Here is a 20,614-nt window from a genome sequence, read left to right as displayed (position 1 = left end):
CCCAGATCCGTCTGGGAGCGTTTTTGTGCGCTCAGGGAACGACGATTGACCCGGGTTCCATAATAATGGAAATTAATTCTTGTAAAACGGAATCAAAACGTCTACTATCTTGGAAATGAATTCCAAAATGAAGGAGGTCGGTCATGAAGGCGTTGGTGAAGAAGGAATCTCGCGAAGGCTTATGGCTGGAAGACGTGCCGGAGCCGACGGTCGGAATTAACGACGTCAAAATCCGTGTCGACCGCACCGGCATCTGCGGTACCGATTTGCATATCTACAATTGGGACGCATGGGCCTCCAAAACAATTCCCGTGCCGATGGTGGTTGGGCATGAGTTTGTCGGCGAGGTTGTCGAGGTGGGTTCGAACGTGACCGACTTTCACCCCGGCGAAGTGGTCAGCGGCGAGGGACATATTGTCTGTGGACGCTGTCGGAATTGTCTCGCCGGTCGTCGGCACCTCTGCAAAGACACACAGGGACTCGGCGTGAACCGCCCCGGCGCGTTCGCGGAATATGTCGTGCTGCCAATGTCAAACGTGTGGCATCACCGCCCGACCGTTGATAAGGATGTGGCCTCCATCTTCGACCCCTTCGGCAACGCTGTGCATACCGCGTTACAATTTGACGTGTTAGGCGAAGATGTGCTCATCACGGGAGCCGGCCCGATCGGTTGCATGGCCGCCGCCGTCGCTAAACATGCGGGCGCTCGGTTTGTGGTGGTAACGGACGTCAATCCTTGGCGATTGGAACTCGCGAAGAAACTCGGTGCCACTCGCGTCGTCGATGTCAAAGAAGAAAAACTCGCCGACGTGCAAAAAGAACTCGATATGCATGAAGGTTTTGACGTCGGTCTCGAGATGAGCGGCAACCCAAGTGCGTTTCGCGACATGCTTCAAAATATGTGTCATGGTGGCAAGATCGCCATGCTCGGCATCCCCGAACAAGATATCGCAATTGACTGGAATATCGTTGTCTTCAACATGCTCAACATTCAAGGCATCTATGGACGCGAGATGTACGAAACCTGGTATAAAATGACTGTTATGCTTGAAAGCGGTCTCGATATTAGCCCAGTCATTACCCACCGCTTCCACTACACCGAATTCGAAAAAGGTTTCGCAGCGATGAAAAGCGGTGAAAGCGGCAAAGTGTTACTCCACTGGCGAGACTAGTTTTTGTCTTCGTAGGCTAAGTTAGCACAGCGTAACCTAGCATTCAGAAGTAGGGTGCGTCGTGACGCACCAAATCGAGAAAGAGCGACTCGCGAACCAAAATTCAATCTTGGTGCGTTGCAACGCACCCTACTGAGGAGTCAACTATGTACGGACAGTTTCGAGAACATCTAGCAAGTCAACTGCAAGACATTGAATCCGCGGGGTTGTGGAAGAGTGAGCGAATTATTACGTCGCCGCAGGATGCTCATATCAAAACCACAAACCGTGAAGATGTGTTGAATCTCTGTGCGAACAACTACCTGGGTTTGGCCGAGCATCCCGAAGTGATACAAGCCGCTCGTGAAGCACTTGATCAATACGGCTATGGTATGGCGAGTGTGCGGTTTATTTGTGGGACACAGTCGATTCACAAAGACTTAGAAGCGAAGCTGACCGAATTTCTCAGCACCGAAGATACCATCCTCTATCCTAGTTGTTTTGATGCGAACGGTGGATTGTTTGAAACGCTATTAGGGCCGGAAGATGCGATTCTCTCAGATGCATTGAACCATGCCAGTATCATTGACGGGATTCGTTTATGTAAGGCTCAGCGGTATCGCTATGCCAACAGTGATATGCAGGACTTAGAAGCGAAACTCAAAGAAGCGCAGAACGCACGGTTTCGACTGATCGCGACTGATGGCGTGTTTAGTATGGATGGCTATATTGCGAATCTGCCCGCCATCTGTGAACTAGCGGACAAGTACAACGCATTAATCATGATGGACGATTGCCATTCTGCAGGCTTTCTAGGTCCGACCGGGCGTGGGACGCACGAGTACCATGATTGTGTCGGACGGATTGATATCATCACGGGTACACTCGGCAAAGCGCTCGGTGGGGCGAGTGGCGGTTATACATCGGGTCGCAAAGAGGTTGTTGAACTTTTGCGACAACGATCGCGGCCGTATCTTTTTAGCAACACAGTCGCTCCACCAATTGTCGGAGGTGCGATCAAAGCCCTCGACTTGCTCATGAGTTCCACGGAGTTGCGTGACAAGCTCGAAGACAATACCCGTTATTTCCGTGAAGCGATTCAAAAAGCCGGGCTGAATGTGTTGCCGGGAGAACATCCGATTGTTCCCGTCATGCTGGGTGATGCGGCACTTGCAAGTCGCATGGCGGATCGATTGTTAGAACGCGGCGTCTATGTAATCGGCTTTAGTTATCCAGTTGTTCCGCAAGGGCAGGCGCGTATCCGTACACAAGTTTCTGCTGCTCATTCTCGCGAAGACTTGCAGTTCGCAGTCGAGCAGTTCCAAGCTGTCAAAACGGAACTAGGAATTTCCTAAAATAAAGATCAGTTTTGTTGTCTCAATGCTCAAAAGGCGAACTATGGTTTCAATGCAATTGAAATTTTTACAAATGTTCGATTGACATCGAGTCATAGGTTGCAAGACCACTCGAACGACGTTTTTCCATCCGAGTTTGGAGATTCGCAAATGCTGTTCGACGGGTTCCGGGCATTCTTGCAACGCTTATCTTTTTCGGGTTCGCCGAAACGTCGACGCCGGAAGTCGCAAGCTTGGTACTATCGAACGGAAGCTCTTGAAGTTCGGGTGCTATTGACGTCGCTGACGAATAACGCGCCCGATGCAGTGGATGATACAGGGGATGATACAGGGGCCACGAATCAGAACGAGCCGGTGATTCTCGACGTGCTAGCAAATGACATCGACATAGACGACGACCAGTTGCGTGTTGCCGACGTTGGCCAACCTTCGAATGGGGCCGTCGAGGTGAATGTTGATGGCACTATCACATATACACCAGCAGTTAACTTTATCGGCACAGATCAGTTTGTGTACTTAGTCACCGACCGAGTGGATTCTAGTGGAAGTATCGATGTTGGTCGAGTGACTGTGACGGTCGGCGTAGGCAACAACACGCCCACGATCGAAGATCAGGTCTTCACTTTGCCAGAGAACACCGCTACCGACACAGTGATCGGTCAGATTTTAGCAGATGATGTAGACGGTGATGATTTATTTGTCGTAATCACTAGTGGCAATGAATCCGGTGCATTTACGGTCACGAGGGACGGTCTAATATCTGTTGGTGATTCGAGCCAACTTGATTTCGAGACGACTCCAGCGTTTAGCTTGACAGTATATGTCTCGGATGGTGATCTCAGTGAAACCGCGAATGTGACGATTCAGTTGACTGATGTCGATGAGTTTGAACCGCCAAGTCTTGATATCAAACCGTTCGATGCTAGTAACCGAATCCGATTTCATCGAAATGCTCGAATCAATGTGGCGATCATTTCGACAGTCACGTTTGACGCAACGCGGATCGATTTCGATGAACTGACATTCGGGAAGACGGGTAACGAAGATTCCCTTCGACGGGTGGGTCGTCATGACCGTCCGCGTATTCGCTTTGTCGACATCAATCGCGATGGTCGGCTGGATGTGATCGCTACGTTTGACCTCGATCGCACTGGTTTATCGGCGAACGATACACAGGCGATTCTCCGGGGAACAACGATTGACGGGCAGACATTCGAAGCAACCGATGCGGTTAACTTCCGACGGTTTGGGCGGCCGAAGCGGGTTTGCAATCTTCTCGATGAATTGTTCTCGAGGCGTCACTGAGTTCCAACAAATTTCCCGCGATTTATTTGGCCATCGGGAGTTGGCGACGAAACCATTCCGCGATTTCTTCAGTGTGAAACTGAGCCGCAACCGCCAAGCTCAACATCATCACGGCCAATATTGCTAACGCAATCACTCGCGTTGTCGATTGTTGCGGTGGGGTGTCATTCGCTGTCTCGGACGGTTCGTTCGTGTTCTCGACGTTGGTTCGAGACTTTAACTTCTGACGGGCAAGTCGAGTCACATAGACCGTGACGGCAATGGTCGCCAACAGGCCGACCCCGAGTAGAATCCAGTGACCGATCGGCTTGTCTTGGTTGGAGACCGCAGTCTCCGCGAGATGTCCGAGGTACACGTACAAAAAAGTCCCCGGCAACATGGCGATCCAACTCGTCAGCACACACGGCCAAAATCGAATGTCGGTCAGTCCGTAAAGGTAGTTTTGTACATTGAACGGAATCGCTGGAGAGAGCCGGAGCATCGCGACGACTTTCCATCCGCCTTCTGAGATGGCTTCGTCGACGGCTTTGAAAGTGGGGTAGGCGTCCGCAAGACGTTCGACTTTTGCGCGGGCTAGATACCGGGCGATCAGTAGTGCGAGTGCGGCTCCTAGGGTCGAACCGATGGAGACCGTCGCCAACCCAAGACTCAGTCCGAAAATCGCTCCTGCGACTAGGGTGAGAACCGAACCCGGGAGCAGGCAAATCGTTGCGATGATGTACAAACCGACAAAGACCACTGGCCCCCAAAATCCGAGCTCGTCGAGCCAAGTTTGCAACGCGTCTCGCAGTTCCGTCGTAGGCAGTGCACGGATCAGTAGCAAACCGCTCACAAAGAGAACCACGATTGAAACCCATTTGACAGTAACGACTTGTGAGCGGGGCTGTTTCATGAAGTCTTTCGGAAATCGGGTCGGTCAGTCGATGGGAGGATAGCAAGAATCTCACTAAGTTTCTGTCTGCTATCGTACATGAAATCGGCAAAGTCGCCTCTTGCGGGAATCCGGGGAATGTGGGAAACTCCCGCTCGCTTTCCGGCGGGAATTTTCACATTTTGACTGTCAGGACATTGGATGGATTCGATGTCGAATTCGCAAACAAGTCGCATCGTTACTTTCATCGCGTTGAGTTTAGGTTGGCTGTCGACATCGACGGCTATTGCCCAGATTCGCACGATTGATGAACTTTTTCCACAGTCGCCCCCGCCGTTGAACTTGGGTTTGTTCCAAATTCAACCGCCTGATCCGCAATCGATCAAACCGCCGCAGATTTCGCCGCGTGTGATCGAGCAAAATCCGGTTCTGCAAACGGCAACAGCTGCTGCACCGGCGGCTACCCCGACTCCGGTCGTGAACCCATCACAACCGCAACCTTCCCCTCAGCCGGAAGCTGCGTCGCCGGATCCGAGTCAACCGGCTACCGTAGAGAGTGTCGCGCCCATGCCGATGCCGGAAACACCGGCCACCAACGGCACTCCCGAGACAAAGCCCGCTGAGCCCACGTTGCCGAACGACAAACCGACGATTGCTTCGGTGGAGTCGGCCATTGCCAAGGCCAAAGAAGACAAGGTCGACGAGGCGGCTCAGAAGGAAATTGTGACGTTATATGAGCAAGCTCTTGGGTATTTGAAAGAGGCGGAAGGTGAAAACGCCAAGGCCGAGCATTACACCAAGAGCATCGAGGAAACGCCCGCGTTGGTGAAGGAGTTGAAACAGCAGAAGGAAGCTGTTGCCAACGAGCAGGTGGTGCCGGAAACCAAAGGCAAAGGTCTCACCGAGCTTCGGCAAGAGTTGCTCGAACGCGAGCAAAAGTTGGTCGATCAAAAAGCCAAGGTGGATGAAGCGATCGCTGAGCTCAAGAAGGCCGCGTCACAGGAGCTATTAGCTCAAGCACGCAAAGATGCCCAACAACGGCTCACGGAACTCGAAGAGCAACTGAAGAAAACGCCCACCGGCGCCGATGCCACACCGAAAAACACGGCGGAGCGGATTCGATTGTTGGCCAAGAAGCAGATGCTGCAAGCTACGCTCAGCCGGATCGAGAAAGAAGTTCCGTGGCGACAGTCGCAAACAGAAGTGTGGCCATTGAAGCGGGACATCGCTGCTCGTCAGCTGATGCACCTCGAAGAGGAGATTAAACGTCGCCGGGCCGAAGTCGAACAGGCGTTGGCGAAGGAAGTTCAAACGCAGTCCAAGAAAGCGGAAAGTCTTACGAAAGCCGCGGTGGCTTACGCCGAATATCCTACAGTCACGCGGTTGGGGGAACGCATCGAAATGCTGGCGACGTTGCGTTCGCAAGCTGCTGAACGTGTGCCAGAAATCGTCGCGGATTTGGAAAAGACGAATCTGCTACTCGAAGATGTCCGTCGAGATCACGACGCCAGTCGCGAGCGTGTGAAGATCTCCGGACATAGCACGAACGTCGGCCAATTGTTGCGAATGCGACGCAACAGTCTGCCTGATCTGCGAAAACTCCACGGCGAGATTTTCGAACGGCAGGACGAGATCCAACAAGTCCAAGTCGAACTCAGCATCAACATCGATCGAGCCAACGAATTGGCCCTCATCGACAAAGCGTGCACCCTGTTTTACGAAAACCCAGAGTGCCGCATTCCGCCCGAAAAACGGGACGAAATGCGTCCGCTGCTCGAAAAGCTGCTCACCACCGAAAAACAGAACCTGGAAGATTTGAATGTCGAATACGGCATCTACCAGGAACGTTTGTTGGATCTTGACGCAGATCAAAGGCAACTGGTCGAGGAAACACAAGAGTATCAGCGATTTATCGCCGAGAATGTTCTGTGGATCCGCAGCACGAGTGAATTGTGGAGCCAGGCACCGGAAAACTACCAGAGTGCCTTCCGCTATCTGACGAACCCGAATCGTTGGAAAAACGTGCTGATCTACTGGCAAGAAGACATCATTCAGAACCCGTTATTGTGGGGTGCTGCCGTTGTCGCATTCTGCATGTTGTTGATGCGTGGTCGACGGATGCGTCGTCAAATTCACGATCTCGGCGACGTAGCGCAGAAGAAGTCGTGCAATAAGTTCCGCCCCACTGCGGAAACACTGGGACTAACGATCCTCATTGCCGGCATGTGGCCTGCGGTTTGGTACTTTATCGGTTGGCGATTGTCGGGGCATTTGGAGTCGCCATTGTTCGTGACATCGGTCGCCGCCGGTTTCATGGCGATGGGTCTGACATTCTTCCCCTTAGAGTTGTTTCGTCAAATCTGCCGAAATCGCGGGTTGGCCCAAGCTCATTTCGATTGGCCGAAGGATGTGCTGTCGTGCTTGCGTGGCAGTTTGAAGTGGCTGATTTTTATCGGATTACCATTTACGTTTATCTCGGCAATGTTGCAGGCTGCATCGCTTGTCCGTGCCGATGAACACGAATCGTTGGGCCGACTGTGTTTAGTGGTCGCGTTGCTGATTACAAGCGTCTTCGTGTTTCGCGTTTTGCGACCGGGTTCCCCTGCCGTCCGTGAATTCCTCAAAAAACGCAGTGGCACATGGATCGATCGCAGCAGAGTTGTCTGGTCTTACGGAGCCGCCGCCGCCTGCATTGCTTTTGCCGTGCTCGCGGTCATGGGGTACCAATACACCTCGACGCAATTAGTCTCACGACTTTATGGCACACTTTGGATTGCCTTTGCGTTTGTGACGGCGAACGCACTTGCCGAACGTTGGTTGTTAGTCACCCGCCGGCGAGTGGCAATGGAACAGTATCGGCGAAGACGCGAAGCGGCTCAGTCGGAAACGCTACCGATGGGGCAGCCGGAAGTCATTCTCGACGATCCACAAATGGGTATCGCTGAGATGAACCTGCAAACTCGGCAACTCCTACGCAGCTTGATCACAATGGGTGTCGCACTCGGGATGTGGTTCACCTGGGTCGACGTGCTACCAGCACTTTCGGTTTTGAAGAAAATCGAAGTTCCGTTCTTGACGATTGAACGCGTCGTTTCCCCGGAGGAGTCCGTCGCTGGAACGACACCGATTGTCACAACATCTCTAGAAACCGCTACTGCTTCGAATCCTGAAACCGCAATCGCTCCGAGAACAATGGCGGTTCCGGTGACGATGGCCGACGTGACACTGTCGTTATTAATCGTCATCGTCTCGATCGCGGCCGTCCGCAACTTGCCGGGTTTGTTGGAACTTGTTGTCTTACAGCGACTGCCCATCGACAACGCTGCCCGGTACGCCATCACCACACTCAGCCGATATTCGCTGACGTTCCTCGGTATCTCTGCCGCCTTCTACGCCATCGGCTTTCGCTGGGAACACGTGCAGTGGTTGGCCGCCGCCTTGATGCTTGGTCTCGGTTTCGGGATGCAAGAAATTTTCGCGAACTTCTTCTCCGGTTTGATTGTGTTGCTCGAACGTCCGGTGCGAGTGGGCGACATCGTCACGGTGAACGGAACCGACGGCATTGTCAGTCGAATTCGCATGCGAGCCACTACGATCACAAACTGGGAACGTAAGGAAATGATCATTCCTAATAAGGATTTGATCACCGGGACCGTGCTGAACTGGACACTCTCCGACCAAGTGCAGCGGGTCTTCATTTCTGTCGGAATCGCTTACGGGTCAGACACTAAGAAGGCGACCGAGTTGCTGTACCAAGTGGTCAGAAGCCATCCTGCCGTGTTGCCAGACCCGGCACCTGTCGTCACCTTCAATGGCTTCGGTGATAGTGCCCTGACCTTTGAGCTGCGATGTTACCTGCCACGGCCGGATCTTAAACTTCCGACGACACATGAACTTCATACGCAAATCGACGAAGCGTTCCGAAACGCGGGAATTGAAATCTCGTTCCCACAACGCGACCTGCATATTCGCAGTGTCGATGCGAAGGCGTTGCTCGGTTCGGTATCGACTCAGATCGTAACCGAGGAGGAAAACGTCGACGAGGAACGCCACGCCAAAAGTGCATAGTCATCGATTCTCAGATCGAATCCAGCGGACCGATCGCAGCGACGCTGGATTCTTTCAGAGGGTATGCATCGAGCAAGTCACGCATGTCGTCAGTCGTCAGTTCATTGACAGTCTTAAGGTCGTCTTCAACCGAATGATAGGTTTGTCGATATAACCAGTTCTCACCGAGTGCTGCCCGACGACCGCGTGGCCGCTCACTGCCAAGCACGACTCGCGAGCAGACTTTATTCTTGGCTTGCTGTAGTTCGGTCTCGGTCACACCGTTCTTGTTAATGTCATGATAAATCTGAGCAATGCGGTCTCGGTTGGCTTTGACTTCTTGTGGATCACAACTGAGATAAGTCATCCACGCGCCGCTGCCGTCATAGTCATAGTAACCAAGTTGGCAAGTCTCCGCGTGACCGGGGTCGACAATATCCCAGAACATTCGGCTACTCACACCATCTCCGACAACAACCGACAACAACTGAGCCGCATAACTCAGCCGATGCGCTGCCGCCGGCGCAGGTGCCATCGAGAGAACATATTCGGTCAAACTCGTCTCGCGTGGTAATACGAGTTCACCACCTTGAGGCCGTGCTTCCTCGGTATTGCGAATGAGTGTTCCACTTGGCCAACTTGCACAGTGTTTTTCCGCAAGTTCTAGCACTTCATTCCAACTCGTATTTCCGGCAATTGCTAGTGTGATGTTGCCGGCTTGGTAGTGGTCTGCGAAATACTGTCTCATCTGTTCAACAGTAAGCGCTGTAATACTCTCCGCGGTACCAAGAATACTCTGTGAAAGTGGATGCCCTTTGAAGTGAAACTCCATGAGATTGTCATAGACCACCCAACTCGGTTGGTCTTGATACATAAAGATCTCTTCGAGAATGACTTGCTTCTCGATATCGAAATCATCCTTCCGTAAAGACGGAGTCATCACGGCCGCGAGAAGTTCGAATGTCTGGGGCAAATACTCGGGGAGTACTGCAGCGTGGAATGTCGTGACTTCTTCGCTCGTCGAAGCGTTATAGTCAGCACCGATTTCATCGAACATCCGATTGATATCGTCTGCAGTGAACTGTTCATTACCTTTGAATGCCATATGTTCCAGAAAGTGACTCACCCCCGAAACTTCAGCAGTCTCATCACGGGCACCTGTGCGAACATAGAACCCTAACGAGACACTATAGACATTCGGATTGAGTTCCGCGATCACCGTTAAACCGTTCGGCAATGTCGCCTGATGAAATTGCATTCGATGTCCTTATGGATGATCGATCTACTAGTGAGAACTAGTAGATGACTAACTGTTATCGAACTAAGTAGTCCCCAAGTGTCCCAAGCAGAAACCCTGCGACGGCTCCGAGTGGTGCGGCCCAGTGGTTTTCTTGTTTGGCTTCAGGGGCGATGTCTTGAAAAATCAAATATAGAATTCCGCCTGCCGCAAATGCCATGACATAAGCGACGATTGCGGGATAGTCGACTAGCACTGTATACCCGATCCCCGCGGAAACCGGTCCTAACCAGGCGAGTGCAAACAAAATCAGCAGTGCTTTTTTTGCATGCATGACGGATTCCAACTCCCGATAGGCGTTGAAACCTTCGGGCACATTCTGCAAGGCAATCAGCATGGCAAGCAGTGGCCCGGTGGAATCACCCCGAGCAAACGCAGCCCCTAATGCAATCGCTTCCGGTAAAAAGTCGGACAACATCGCCACCACCTGAGCACCGGTTCCGCCTTGTTTCTGGAGCCGACGATCAAGTTCCATAAATGCGATCGCGCCACTCCCGAAAGCAAGTCCGAATTGCCACGCCGGTAGTTGCTTGGTCGCCTCTGGGACTAATACTAACGCGATTGCAGCGAGTAACGCACCGCCACCAAAAGCTGTCACCGTATGCAGAATGACTCCATTAAACCGTTTGGATGGCAGTGACGAAAAACGAGCAGCCACTCCACCCACTAGCATGGATAGACCTGCAATCAAACTATAGATGAGGACAAGCGTCATATCACTGACTAGTTTTCAGGAAAAGCAGGACTAACCATCTGCCAAACTGTGTCAGCCATTCTCTGATGTCCGACTTGTGAGAGGTGAATTGAATCCAAGGTTGAATCTTGACCCGCTAGTACCGATAAGAATACACGTTTAGGAATTAGGTGAACTTCGTACCTGGCGGCAAGCGTTCGTTGTATTCGACCGTACTCATGATAGAACGGGGGCAACGGAAGCTCGAACATGATGAGTTGCCGACTCGGTCTTGCTAGGAACGACAGCAAAAGTTCCAAGTCTCGTGCAAAATGGCTACAAGTCATAGAACTCAATAGATCATTTCCGCCAATCTCTAACAGTACAATTGGAGATTTGATTTCGTAGGTTTGCACACGCTTCCAAGCCGAACCACAAGTCTCTCCCATGTGGGCCAGGTCTTGGATTGGTAAGTCGTGCGTGCGAGTGAGAATTATCGGCCAGCGTTCTGATGTTTCATTACCATCCACACCTGCAGTTACTGAATCCCCAATAACGGTCAACGAACGCGAATCCGCAGCGTTAAGTTTTGGGGTGAAATGATAGGGAAGTTCCAGCCCGATAGCGCCGAGCCAAACGAGTGTCATCGCGAACGTCAATTCTCGCTGCCACCGCATTCGAACGAGACCGATCAACCATGCGATCATGACAACACTAGCGACTGCATAGTACCAATAAGGGATTGGTGTCGATGATACTGCGACGGCTACCAAACCAAAAAGTCCGACAAGTAAGCTCATCCGACGACGAACACCGGAAAACGTGTAGGCACCCCAAGCACCGGTAATGATCAAGCTAATTCCCGTAAAGAATGCCTGACCACTGACGATGTGAAAAACAATCGGATTCATGAGATCTCGTCCGGCACAGCCAGCGCTTTCGGGCCTAGTGTGAGGATCGTAAACCCTTTGGCGGGGTGACGGTCGAGGTAGTCGCGGATGGATTCGATGGTCAGGGCGTCGATGGCGTCTTTGATTTCTTGCAATGGCACAACACGACCGCGGATATGCCAGTTACTAGCGATGGACCAACTGCGTTGGCGGGTTGATTCTTGTTGCATGACAAGCGAACTTTTCGACATCGCTTTGCAGCGGTCGAGTTCGTTCTGTGTGACGCCGTTGGCTAATCGCTGAATCTCGGTAAGCGTGACATCGAGCGTCTCCTGAGCGCGCTCGCTCGATGTGCCTGCGTAACAGGTCACGCGACCGGCATGTTTCAAGCCGCCGTAGCTGGCCGAGATCGAATAACATAACCCCCGTCTTTCCCGGACTTCGGTAAATAGCCGGGAACTCATCCCCTGCCCCAATACCGCTGCCGCTGCCCATGCCGTGTAGTAGTCTGGGTCGGGCAGTGAAACCGCTTCGTACGCCATCGCAATATGCGTCTGTTCCGACTCGTGGGTAATGTGCTCAATTGCCGGACCACTCGGACGCGTGATGATCTCGGGATCGGTTTCCGCGGACCAATCGCCGAACAACTCTTCGATACATGCTTTGATGGGCTCGAAATCGACATTCCCAGCGATGCCCAGGATGGCACCGTTCGGTCGTAAATGTCGTTTGTAGAAATCCCGAACTCGATCGGCGGTCACATTGGACAGTTCGTCCAAAGTACCGTCGGAAGGGCGTCCCCAGGGGTGTTCATAACATCGTCGACGTAGTTCCGGGATGATTTTCTGACGCGGATCGTCCTCGTTTGCCCGCAGCGACTGTTCGACACCAGCTTTCGCGGGGAGGAACTCTTCGTCGGGCAAATGGGGACGTAAAATGATGTCGGCGTAGAGTTTCAACGCCTCCGGCAAATTCGCGGCCAGCGTGGCTCCGGAGAACGTCATGAAACTTATGCCGGGACTTTCGCTGCCCTGCACACCGAGATTGTCGAGAGCCGCCAGCAATTCACGGCTGTCCAACTCTCCTGCCCCGCGAGAAATCCAATCGGAGAGAATCGCGACGGTGCCATTTTGGCCATCAGGCTCGTAGACACACCCGGCAGGAACCAGGAATGAAAACGCCGCCGACTGCACGCTTCGCATCGGTTCGACAAGCAATGTCAAACCGTTTTGGAATGTGTGCGTATGTATCGTCTGCTCCTGCATACCGTCGCTCCCATCGTTGCCATTTGCGGAATTCGCGATTCTAGGCAACGAACGGCGTGCGGTCTATGCAGCGGCTTTGTCGATCATGTTGCGAGCAACTCTGACAGGTGACCTGGATATGTGATCACAAAAGACCGGATCACGTTTTCAAGTCCGGTCAGGCAGCCTGACGATGAGGAGGTTCCGCGGCTTGGTTGGCCGGCAATACGTTTTCGACCGACTCACCTGCGAGAATGCGGTCAGCATAGGCTTGCAAGTCATCCATGCGACTTTCGACGATCTGCACATATTCGTCGAGTTCCGCTCGTGAGATGTCTGCCGGGACAGAAACTGCCGGGCCACCCATTGCGACAATTGTCGTAAATGGTTTGGGAAGAAGCATATCCGTCCAGTTTCCTTTGATTCGCCACCCCCGTTTGCAGGCGTAGCAACACGGAATAATCTTCCGTCCGGTGTGAGAAGCGAGAAACACGATGCCGGGTTTGAGTTTCTGGCGTGGTCCCCGCGGGCCGTCGGGCGTAATGGAGACATGGCGATCTTGGGCAATTTCGAGCATTTGCCGCATCGCTTTTGCACCGCCCCGTTTCGTCGAGCCACGCACGGGCAATATGTGCTGGAGTTTCATGGTTTCGGCGACAAACGACCCATCTTGGTGTTTGCTGACCAAACCGGACATACGCTGTGGTTTGCCTGTGAACAGCGTCATGACAATCTGATCGTGCCAAATGCTGTAGAGATAAAGACTTCCGTCAGAATTCCCATATGCACTGATGTCCTGATCGTCGCCGACAACCACCAACTGTTTCCGACAGGTCCAGAACAGGGTTCGTCCGACGATCGCAATCGTGTGGGCAATCAGTTTGGTGAGAAAACGACTGCGAATCTTCATCGCGGCAGCTCCAGCAGATAGTCAAATGGCAGACCTCGGGACTCTAAATCATCCCGCCCAATCCGGGAATGCCAGTTTTGGAGCTCTTTCCGGTCCCTGTCCCCGCTTACTCACGCCAACCGTCGTGATCGATGAGTTCCCGCATTCGTCGGTGAAACATGGGTTGATGATCGAGGGAGCGAATGAACAGAGGCGGAGCGAGTTGTCGCTCGATGATCCACCACCCTCGTCGTCTTCGGAGCCGATCGGCGTTGTGCTGAGCTAGAAAGAACGCACCGGGATCGCTCATCAACAAATTCGGCAATTTTGCGGTCGATTCGGGATCGTCGGCAGGCAAATATCTTGGCCTCAAGACTGGCACGCGAATCGTGCGAGTTTCACGCGACCGCATCCGCATGATCGGCAGCAACACCGACAATGGACTCCAGACAACGCTGCCAATCGTCCAGAAGATGGAATCGGTCGTGGCATCGGCTGGCACGGTTCGCTCCACGTATTCGGTCACATGCGGTGCGAAGAAAAGCCCGTTTTGCGTCTGATACAACATACCTAGGTCTGGCAACAGCGGTCGCCTGATCCGAACTTCTCCCAGCGGTCGGCGAATATCCCCGATGATTGTTTGGAGTTCCTGCAAAGACAGATCAGGAGTGGAGGTGTCCAGGCCCGCCCGACATTCCGGGCAGCGGTCGAGTTGCGGTTGCACCCAAGTCGTACAATGATGACAAAGAAAAAACGACATACGCCGTAAACTGTTTAACCCGTGATACGAACGATCCCGAATACATCGCGATCATTGACCCGATCCAAACCAATGACCGACTTCGCCCCCACCATTATAGTGGTTCATCCCAAAGAACGCCCAAGTAAATGTACGGTCGCTCCGTTGCGAAATCAGGACGGCTTCGTCTTCTGGAAATACCCGCGACGGCCGGATGTCTCGCTTGAGAATTATGTGCGACTTGGTATCGGCGGGCCAGAGTTAAGCACGGACGATGCCGACCAGGGACTGCTCGTTCTCGATGCGACGTGGCGATACGCTGCTCAAATGGAGGAGCAATACGCCGACCTACCCGTGCGAAGTCTTCCGCCCTGGAAAACCGCCTACCCGCGGTCTTCGAAGGTCTTCGAAGATCCCGATGGTGGCTTGGCAACAATTGAAGCGATTTTCGCCGCCTATGTCGCTTTAGGTCACGACACGACAGGACTGCTTGATTCTTACTATTGGGCAGACGAGTTTCTTTCTCTGAATGCGGATCGACTCAATGGCTGAACACGATGTGACGGAACCTGCGTTCGGTGAAGTGTTGCCAACCGATGAACACAATCGCCGGTTGAAGTCCCACGTCCATCCGGGCGATTGGACAAACCCGACGCCGAACGGCCGTTATAATTTGGTGGTTATCGGTGCGGGAACGGCTGGGCTTGTCACTGCGATCGCGGCTGCGGGATTGGGTGCGAAAGTTGCACTTGTGGAACGCCATCTTATGGGTGGCGATTGTTTGAACGTGGGGTGTGTTCCCTCGAAAGCGTTACTCGCAGCGGCACGTGTGGCAAGCACCGTTCGCAACGCAAAGCAATTCGGAATTCGGGCGTCCGAGGAACCACAAACCGACTTTCCGGCCGTCATGGAACGCTTGCGACGCTTGCGAGCCAACATTGCCCATGTGGATTCCGCGAAACGATTTCAGGACGCCGGTGTCGATGTGTACTTCGGTGAGGCTCGATTTGCTGGCGATGGAAAACTCCTGGTTGCTGGGACAACGCTGGCGTTCAAAAAAGCTGTGATTGCCACTGGTGCGCGAGCGAATGTTCCCGACATTCCTGGCTTGAGTCAGGCGGGGTGTCTCACGAACGAAACCGTATTTAGTTTGACCGAACTACCACGTCGGTTGGCGATCATCGGCGGTGGACCGATCGGCTGCGAAATGGCTCAGGCGTTTACGCGGTTTGGGAGTGAAGTCACACTGATCGAAAAGTCCTCCCGAATTCTCGTCAAAGAAGAAGCCGATGCTGCCCGAATCGTACAAGATGCCCTGATACGTGATGGTGTGACCATCCGGTTCGAAACCGAGATTTCTCGAATTGAAGTCCAGGCCGACGAAAAACGATTGGAACTCAAAACCACATCCGGCTCGGACTCGATTGTTGTGGAAGAAATCCTCATCGGAGCCGGACGACAACCGAATGTCGAAGATCTTGGGCTGGAGTCGGTTGGTGTTGTCTATGACGATCGTCATGGTGTGAAAGTCGATGACCGATTACGCACATCCAATCACAGTATTTTCGCTGCCGGTGATGTGTGTTCGAAGTACAAGTTCACACATGCTGCCGACTTTATGGCCCGCACCGTTGTTCGCAACGCTTTGTTTTGGGGGCGATCCAAAGTGAGCGACCTCACAATCCCGTGGTGTACTTATACGAGCCCGGAACTTGCTCATGTTGGGCTCACACCGGAAGATGCCAAGTCCCAACAGATTCCAATCGATACGTATACTCAAGAACTCGCTGACGTGGACCGTGCGATCTTAGATGGTGAAACGAGCGGTTTTGTTCGTGTGCATACGAAGGCGGGGAGTGACAAAATCCTTGGAGCAACCATCGTCGCCGCTCATGCGGGAGACATGATTGGTGAAGTCGTCACCGCCATGCAAGGCGGCATTGGACTCGGAAAACTCGCGAACGCAATTCATCCTTACCCAACACAAGCCGAAGCCATCCGCAAACTCGGCGACCAATACAATCGCACGCGTTTAACGCCTTTTGTGAAATCGCTCTTTCGAAAATGGCTCGCATGGCAACGCTAGACTTGGTCTAGTTCTCGCTTGACGGTCGGCCTTGTTGATGGGTCTTCAGCCATGAGCGTGAGATGAAATAAGTTGCAACGCCGCAAAGTGAGCCGAGCATCAGTGACCCCATCAACATGGGGCGTCCGATTTCCACAAAGAGTGTGACGAGTGCATCCCACCACTGGGAGAAACTCTCGTACTTCAACACATCTGCGAGCGTATCGCGGGTGAGATCGCCTTCGTAGAAAAGCGTGCCGATTTTATAGTCGGCCCAATAGATCGGTAGGATGGTCAACGGGTTAGAGACATAAACCATCAACAGAGCTGCAGGTTTGTTGAAATAAAAGAGTCGCTGGGTCAACAGTGCTAATGTTAGCACGATGACAATTTGCAGCCCGACCGTGGGTGTCATCGCCACGAACACACCAATCGCCATCCCCAAAGCTTTCGCATGGGGAGTGTCGTTCAGTGAGAGAACTCGTTTGACCCACTTGCGTGGATGTCGCCAAAACGCAATTGGTTTTGCGGACAAATCTTCCATGACACTCCGCTAGTCCGTCATCCAATTTTGATGTCCATAACAGACGCGGAAAAGACTGTGTTCTCCGGTCTTCATGAATCGCAGCTCATTAAAGCGAGATATACAATGTTTCGACGGGACATACGAACTAGTTCGATAGAACCGACAGATCAGCAAAGTAGATATAAACAGCCAAGACGACGAGGATCAATCCCGCTGCCGCCGGCTTAGCAAACTTCCACGGGGTCAAATCGACATCGCCACTCGATTTCTGTTCCCAGGGCGTATCGCGAGGGGCTAGGGTTTGAATGAGTAACATCAAACCAATCAGGCCCACGAAGACAATTCCGAGAAAGTGGAAGTTGTTAAGTCCTTGCATAGCTTTGGCGACAGATGGCACAAAGTACTTTACGGAGATAATCGCAACGCCGAGCACCAACGCGATATTCGCTGCCAAAGCCGGTGTCCGTTTGGTAAAGAACCCGACAATCACGACTGCAAAAATCGGGATGAAGTACAAGGCATTCATGTCTTGCAGATACCCGAAAATACTTTTCTGGTTTGCTAGCATGGGTGCGACACACATGGATGTGATGGCAATGATCCAACCAAACCATTTCCCTGATCGAATGATTTGTTCGTCTGTCGCATCTTTATTGAGGAGATCGCGATAAACACCGAGACTAAACAGTGTGGCTGTACTGTTGAGGGCAGAGTTGAACGAACTTAAAATCGCCCCCATCAATGCGGCGGCAAAAAAGCCGACAAGACCGTTTGGCAACACACGTTGCACCATTTTGCCGTAGGCTTGGTCTTTATGACGCGGGCTAATGACTTGACTAGTATCTAAGTCTTCCAGGTACTGATATCCGGTGCTTCCATCCGAAACGATGACAACATCCGGCGGAACAATCTTAGAGACTTTGAGTTCCTGCTCGTTATGGGTGATTGTGTCACCGACTTTTGTGTTCGCATCGTCCCATGACGAAAGATTCAAAGCGGCTAGTGCTGCGTCGTCGTGTAATAGAACCGGTGCATTTTTGGAGTCGCCACTAGCGACAATCGTTCCTTGATTTCCTGAGACATCGACGACAGGAACATAGTTCTCGCCAACGAGTGTGCGTCCATAAATATGAAACGCAATAATTCCAGGCAGCACGAGAATCAGCGGAGCGAGCACTTTAAAAAGCCCCGCCAGTAACACGCCCTTTTGACCTTCGCCGAGGTTTGTTGCGCCGAAGGTGCGTTGGATGATTTGTTGATTCGTGCACCAGTAAAACAAGTTGATAATCAAAACACCGGTAAACAACGTCGAGAACGGAACCGATTGATTTGGGCCGCCAAGCGAGTTGAATTTCTCAGGACTAGCAGCTCGAAGTTCTTCGAATGCGGGGCCGATGCCTTCCGGGTTGACTGCTTTGATACTGAGATAGGCAATCAGAAATCCACCGACTAGCAATCCGAATCCATTCAGCGTATCGGAGACTGCCACCGTTCGAAGACCGCCGAAAATGGCATAGATAGAGCCGATAATGCCGATCATCCAAACGACGATCCATAAAAGAGTCGTTCGGGATTCCATGCCAAGTAGGTTCGGCAGGTCGAGAATATCAATAAGACCTGTCGCGCCTGTATACAGAATGATCGGTAGTAAGATCACGGCATAAGCCACGATGAAAATCAAAGTGGTGATAGTGCGTGTCGTGCCGTTGTATCGTTCTTCTAGAAACTGAGGCACGGTCGCGATACCGCTTTTGAGGTAACGCGGTAGAAATATCAAAGCCATCACAACCAGTGAACACGCTGCGATGACTTCCCAGGCCATTACGCTTAAACCGTCGGCATAAGCAGCACCGTTGAGTCCGACAAGTTGCTCGGTGGAGAGATTTGTGAGTAGCAAGGAGCCAGCGATAAAACCGCCAGTGAGTGACCGTCCGCCGAGGAAATAGCCGGCAGACGTGCTATGAACATCGTTCCGCGTGAGCCACCAGGTGCCCAGTGCAACCAGACCTGTAAAGAATAGGAATGAAGCGAGCGTGAAAAACATAGTCAAGAAATTTCCGGCGCAAGATGGGAAAGCTGTGGAATTGAATCGTCAGAGTTTAACGACTCTCAGCCGGAATTGTCGACTGTTTGACGAAGAACCGCCGGTTCACGCACTGTGTGAACCGGCGGTTGGTCGAACGGAAAGCGAGAGTGGCTTGATCTAGCGACTAGCAGGCACAACTTGACCCGAGTCGGCTTCGCCGTTGGCCCATTGGACTTCATCGGGGCTCGGCGGGACGTTCCTGGGGCTATCGAATGCCACATAGTTCGGGACCGGTTGGTGAGCCGGTCGTGTGTTCAGGCCTTCGTTGACTTCTTCTCGCACCGACCCGGTTTGGTAGGGACCAACGCCGAGCACATACCAGTTGCTGTCGTTCGATTGGGCAAGCGAGGTTCCCCCACCGCCCAGAGCTTCTCGAGTTTTTGCGTCGTAAGCGACTAACCCGATCTTGGCCATCCCGGTTTGTTCTTGTTTGCTCATGAGTTTGACTTCGGGAATGCTGATCGGCAGCGGACCGGGCACGGCTAATTCCGGCGTTCCGAAGAAGGTTTCGGAGGTATTCGTACCGACGCCACCGCTACGCGCTTCTACGACGATGTCCGCGTCCTCGGCCTTCGAAACCAGTCGTCCACCGCCACGCAAGATGCGGTGTCGGATGGAACCGACGACGTAACTTTTGTCGACACAATCGAGATATTGGTCGTCGAAGAACACCTCGCTACCTGTGAAGGCAGTGAAGTCGACTTTATCGAGCGATTGATCGATCGAATTCGAAATCAACAGTTGTTCTTTGGCTGTACGCGCGGTGTTGGTCGTTTTTGCGGTCGCACAACCGACGGCAATGCTAGCAACGCAGGCCAGCGTGAGAATTCGAGTGATCATTGTTCCCCTCCTTGAGAACAGGAATTCGAAAAGACTGAATGATGAAATATGGCCCGACCGTCAAGAGGAGATCGCCCAGATTAGGTAATTTGCGAGGTATGTTCCGGTTTTGACAAATACACAGTTTTCCGGTTCATCGGCCGATTTCTCCGAGAACTGAAATCAAAATCGAATGGTCTTGTGAGATTTTTGAAATTGGTCTAAAGTCCCGCCCCCTTGATGAGTCGTTCGACTCAAACACTGTCTGTCTGTCATCTCTGTTTCGTCGAAGCGGTTCTCATTATCCAAGACCGTGGACACTCCAACTCTCGAGGTTCCCATGAAACGTTTGTTCGCAACTTTCGCCGGCATTGCCTTGTTGACTACGGGCACGGGTTGTTGTCATCACTTCGCGCGTCCGTGTGGACCGTGTGCTTCGTCTGGGTATGGAGCTGCTCCCGGTTATTCGACCGCAATGGCTGCTCCGGTTTCCATGGCGTCGGCTGCCCCGATCAGTTACGCCGCCGCTCCGGCCGCTTGTGACTGCAACGCACCCACCGTTGCCCCTTACTAACCAAATATCCGATTCCGAATCGGAAACTCGATCGAACCGGATGGTCGACCAAGACGGTCGTATTCCGGCATTCGTTCCTCAGA

At 52.6% G+C, this 20,614-nt stretch carries 17 protein-coding genes; 7 read left to right on the top strand and 10 right to left on the bottom strand.

Going from position 1 to position 20,614, the window contains the following annotated elements:
* Window positions 1-143: 143 nt before the first annotated feature.
* From tdh to AC5DDB_RS08595, 3 genes are all read left to right on the top strand, one after another.
* Window positions 144-1,172, top strand: a complete 1,029-nt coding sequence (gene tdh / locus AC5DDB_RS08605; RefSeq protein WP_491739301.1) for an L-threonine 3-dehydrogenase — start codon at window positions 144-146, stop codon at window positions 1,170-1,172.
* Between the two features lie 146 nt (window positions 1,173-1,318).
* Complete coding sequence (gene kbl / locus AC5DDB_RS08600) at window positions 1,319-2,506, top strand: glycine C-acetyltransferase (protein WP_491739300.1); 1,188 nt, start codon at window positions 1,319-1,321, stop codon at window positions 2,504-2,506.
* A 150-nt stretch (window positions 2,507-2,656) separates the two neighbouring features.
* Window positions 2,657-3,811 (top strand): Ig-like domain-containing protein, encoded by a 1,155-nt coding sequence (locus AC5DDB_RS08595; protein ID WP_491739299.1) that lies wholly within the window; start codon window positions 2,657-2,659, stop codon window positions 3,809-3,811.
* 22 nt (window positions 3,812-3,833) lie between these two features.
* On the opposite strand, the gene AC5DDB_RS08590 is transcribed toward AC5DDB_RS08595, so the two are convergent.
* The gene (locus AC5DDB_RS08590; protein ID WP_491739298.1) at window positions 3,834-4,703 is read right to left on the bottom strand and encodes a TVP38/TMEM64 family protein; all 870 of its coding nucleotides are present in this window, start codon (window positions 4,701-4,703) and stop codon (window positions 3,834-3,836) included.
* A 189-nt stretch (window positions 4,704-4,892) separates the two neighbouring features.
* Between AC5DDB_RS08590 and AC5DDB_RS08585 the strand changes: the two genes are divergently transcribed.
* Window positions 4,893-8,750 (top strand): mechanosensitive ion channel domain-containing protein, encoded by a 3,858-nt coding sequence (locus AC5DDB_RS08585; protein WP_491739297.1) that lies wholly within the window; start codon window positions 4,893-4,895, stop codon window positions 8,748-8,750.
* 10 nt (window positions 8,751-8,760) lie between these two features.
* Here AC5DDB_RS08585 and AC5DDB_RS08580 read toward each other — a convergent pair whose 3' ends face one another.
* The 6 genes from AC5DDB_RS08580 to AC5DDB_RS08555 form a co-directional block, all read right to left on the bottom strand.
* Window positions 8,761-9,987: a M16 family metallopeptidase gene (locus AC5DDB_RS08580; RefSeq protein WP_491739296.1), complete on the bottom strand. Its 1,227-nt coding sequence runs from the start codon at window positions 9,985-9,987 to the stop codon at window positions 8,761-8,763.
* Window positions 9,988-10,042: 55 nt separating this feature from the next.
* Window positions 10,043-10,741 (bottom strand): ZIP family metal transporter, encoded by a 699-nt coding sequence (locus AC5DDB_RS08575; RefSeq protein WP_491739295.1) that lies wholly within the window; start codon window positions 10,739-10,741, stop codon window positions 10,043-10,045.
* Window positions 10,742-10,749: 8 nt separating this feature from the next.
* A complete protein-coding gene (locus AC5DDB_RS08570; RefSeq protein ID WP_491739294.1) occupies window positions 10,750-11,610 on the bottom strand; it encodes an SGNH/GDSL hydrolase family protein in 861 nt (286 codons plus the stop codon).
* Window positions 11,607-12,854 (bottom strand): M16 family metallopeptidase, encoded by a 1,248-nt coding sequence (locus tag AC5DDB_RS08565; protein ID WP_491739293.1) that lies wholly within the window; start codon window positions 12,852-12,854, stop codon window positions 11,607-11,609. The genes AC5DDB_RS08570 and AC5DDB_RS08565 overlap by 4 nt, the downstream gene beginning before the upstream one ends.
* A 157-nt stretch (window positions 12,855-13,011) precedes the next feature.
* Window positions 13,012-13,743: a lysophospholipid acyltransferase family protein gene (locus AC5DDB_RS08560; RefSeq protein ID WP_491739292.1), complete on the bottom strand. Its 732-nt coding sequence runs from the start codon at window positions 13,741-13,743 to the stop codon at window positions 13,012-13,014.
* Between the two features lie 106 nt (window positions 13,744-13,849).
* Entirely contained in the window at window positions 13,850-14,482 is a 633-nt protein-coding gene (locus tag AC5DDB_RS08555; protein ID WP_491739291.1) for a hypothetical protein, read from the bottom strand.
* Between the two features lie 72 nt (window positions 14,483-14,554).
* Here AC5DDB_RS08555 and AC5DDB_RS08550 point away from each other — a divergent pair, with 72 nt between their 5' ends.
* Both AC5DDB_RS08550 and AC5DDB_RS08545 read left to right on the top strand, forming a co-directional pair.
* Window positions 14,555-15,013: a hypothetical protein gene (locus AC5DDB_RS08550; protein WP_491739290.1), complete on the top strand. Its 459-nt coding sequence runs from the start codon at window positions 14,555-14,557 to the stop codon at window positions 15,011-15,013.
* A complete protein-coding gene (locus tag AC5DDB_RS08545; RefSeq protein WP_491739289.1) occupies window positions 15,006-16,547 on the top strand; it encodes a mercuric reductase in 1,542 nt (513 codons plus the stop codon). The genes AC5DDB_RS08550 and AC5DDB_RS08545 overlap by 8 nt, the downstream gene beginning before the upstream one ends.
* A 7-nt stretch (window positions 16,548-16,554) precedes the next feature.
* Here the strand turns inward: AC5DDB_RS08545 and AC5DDB_RS08540 are convergent, their stop codons facing one another.
* From AC5DDB_RS08540 to AC5DDB_RS08530, 3 genes are all read right to left on the bottom strand, one after another.
* Entirely contained in the window at window positions 16,555-17,070 is a 516-nt protein-coding gene (locus tag AC5DDB_RS08540) for a DUF2062 domain-containing protein (RefSeq protein ID WP_491739288.1), read from the bottom strand.
* A gap of 127 nt (window positions 17,071-17,197) precedes the next feature.
* Complete coding sequence (locus tag AC5DDB_RS08535) at window positions 17,198-19,096, bottom strand: solute:sodium symporter family transporter (RefSeq protein ID WP_491739287.1); 1,899 nt, start codon at window positions 19,094-19,096, stop codon at window positions 17,198-17,200.
* Between the two features lie 159 nt (window positions 19,097-19,255).
* On the bottom strand, window positions 19,256-19,978 hold the full coding sequence (locus AC5DDB_RS08530) for a DUF6655 family protein (RefSeq protein ID WP_491739286.1): 723 nt from the start codon (window positions 19,976-19,978) through the stop codon (window positions 19,256-19,258).
* Window positions 19,979-20,297: 319 nt separating this feature from the next.
* Between AC5DDB_RS08530 and AC5DDB_RS08525 the strand changes: the two genes are divergently transcribed.
* The gene (locus tag AC5DDB_RS08525) at window positions 20,298-20,531 is read left to right on the top strand and encodes a hypothetical protein (RefSeq protein WP_491739285.1); all 234 of its coding nucleotides are present in this window, start codon (window positions 20,298-20,300) and stop codon (window positions 20,529-20,531) included.
* Window positions 20,532-20,614: the final 83 nt, after the last annotated feature.

Source organism: Thalassoroseus sp. (genome assembly GCF_984380535.1).
Note: the sequence above shows the minus strand (reverse complement) of the source record. Positions and strands in the feature narration are given on the sequence as shown.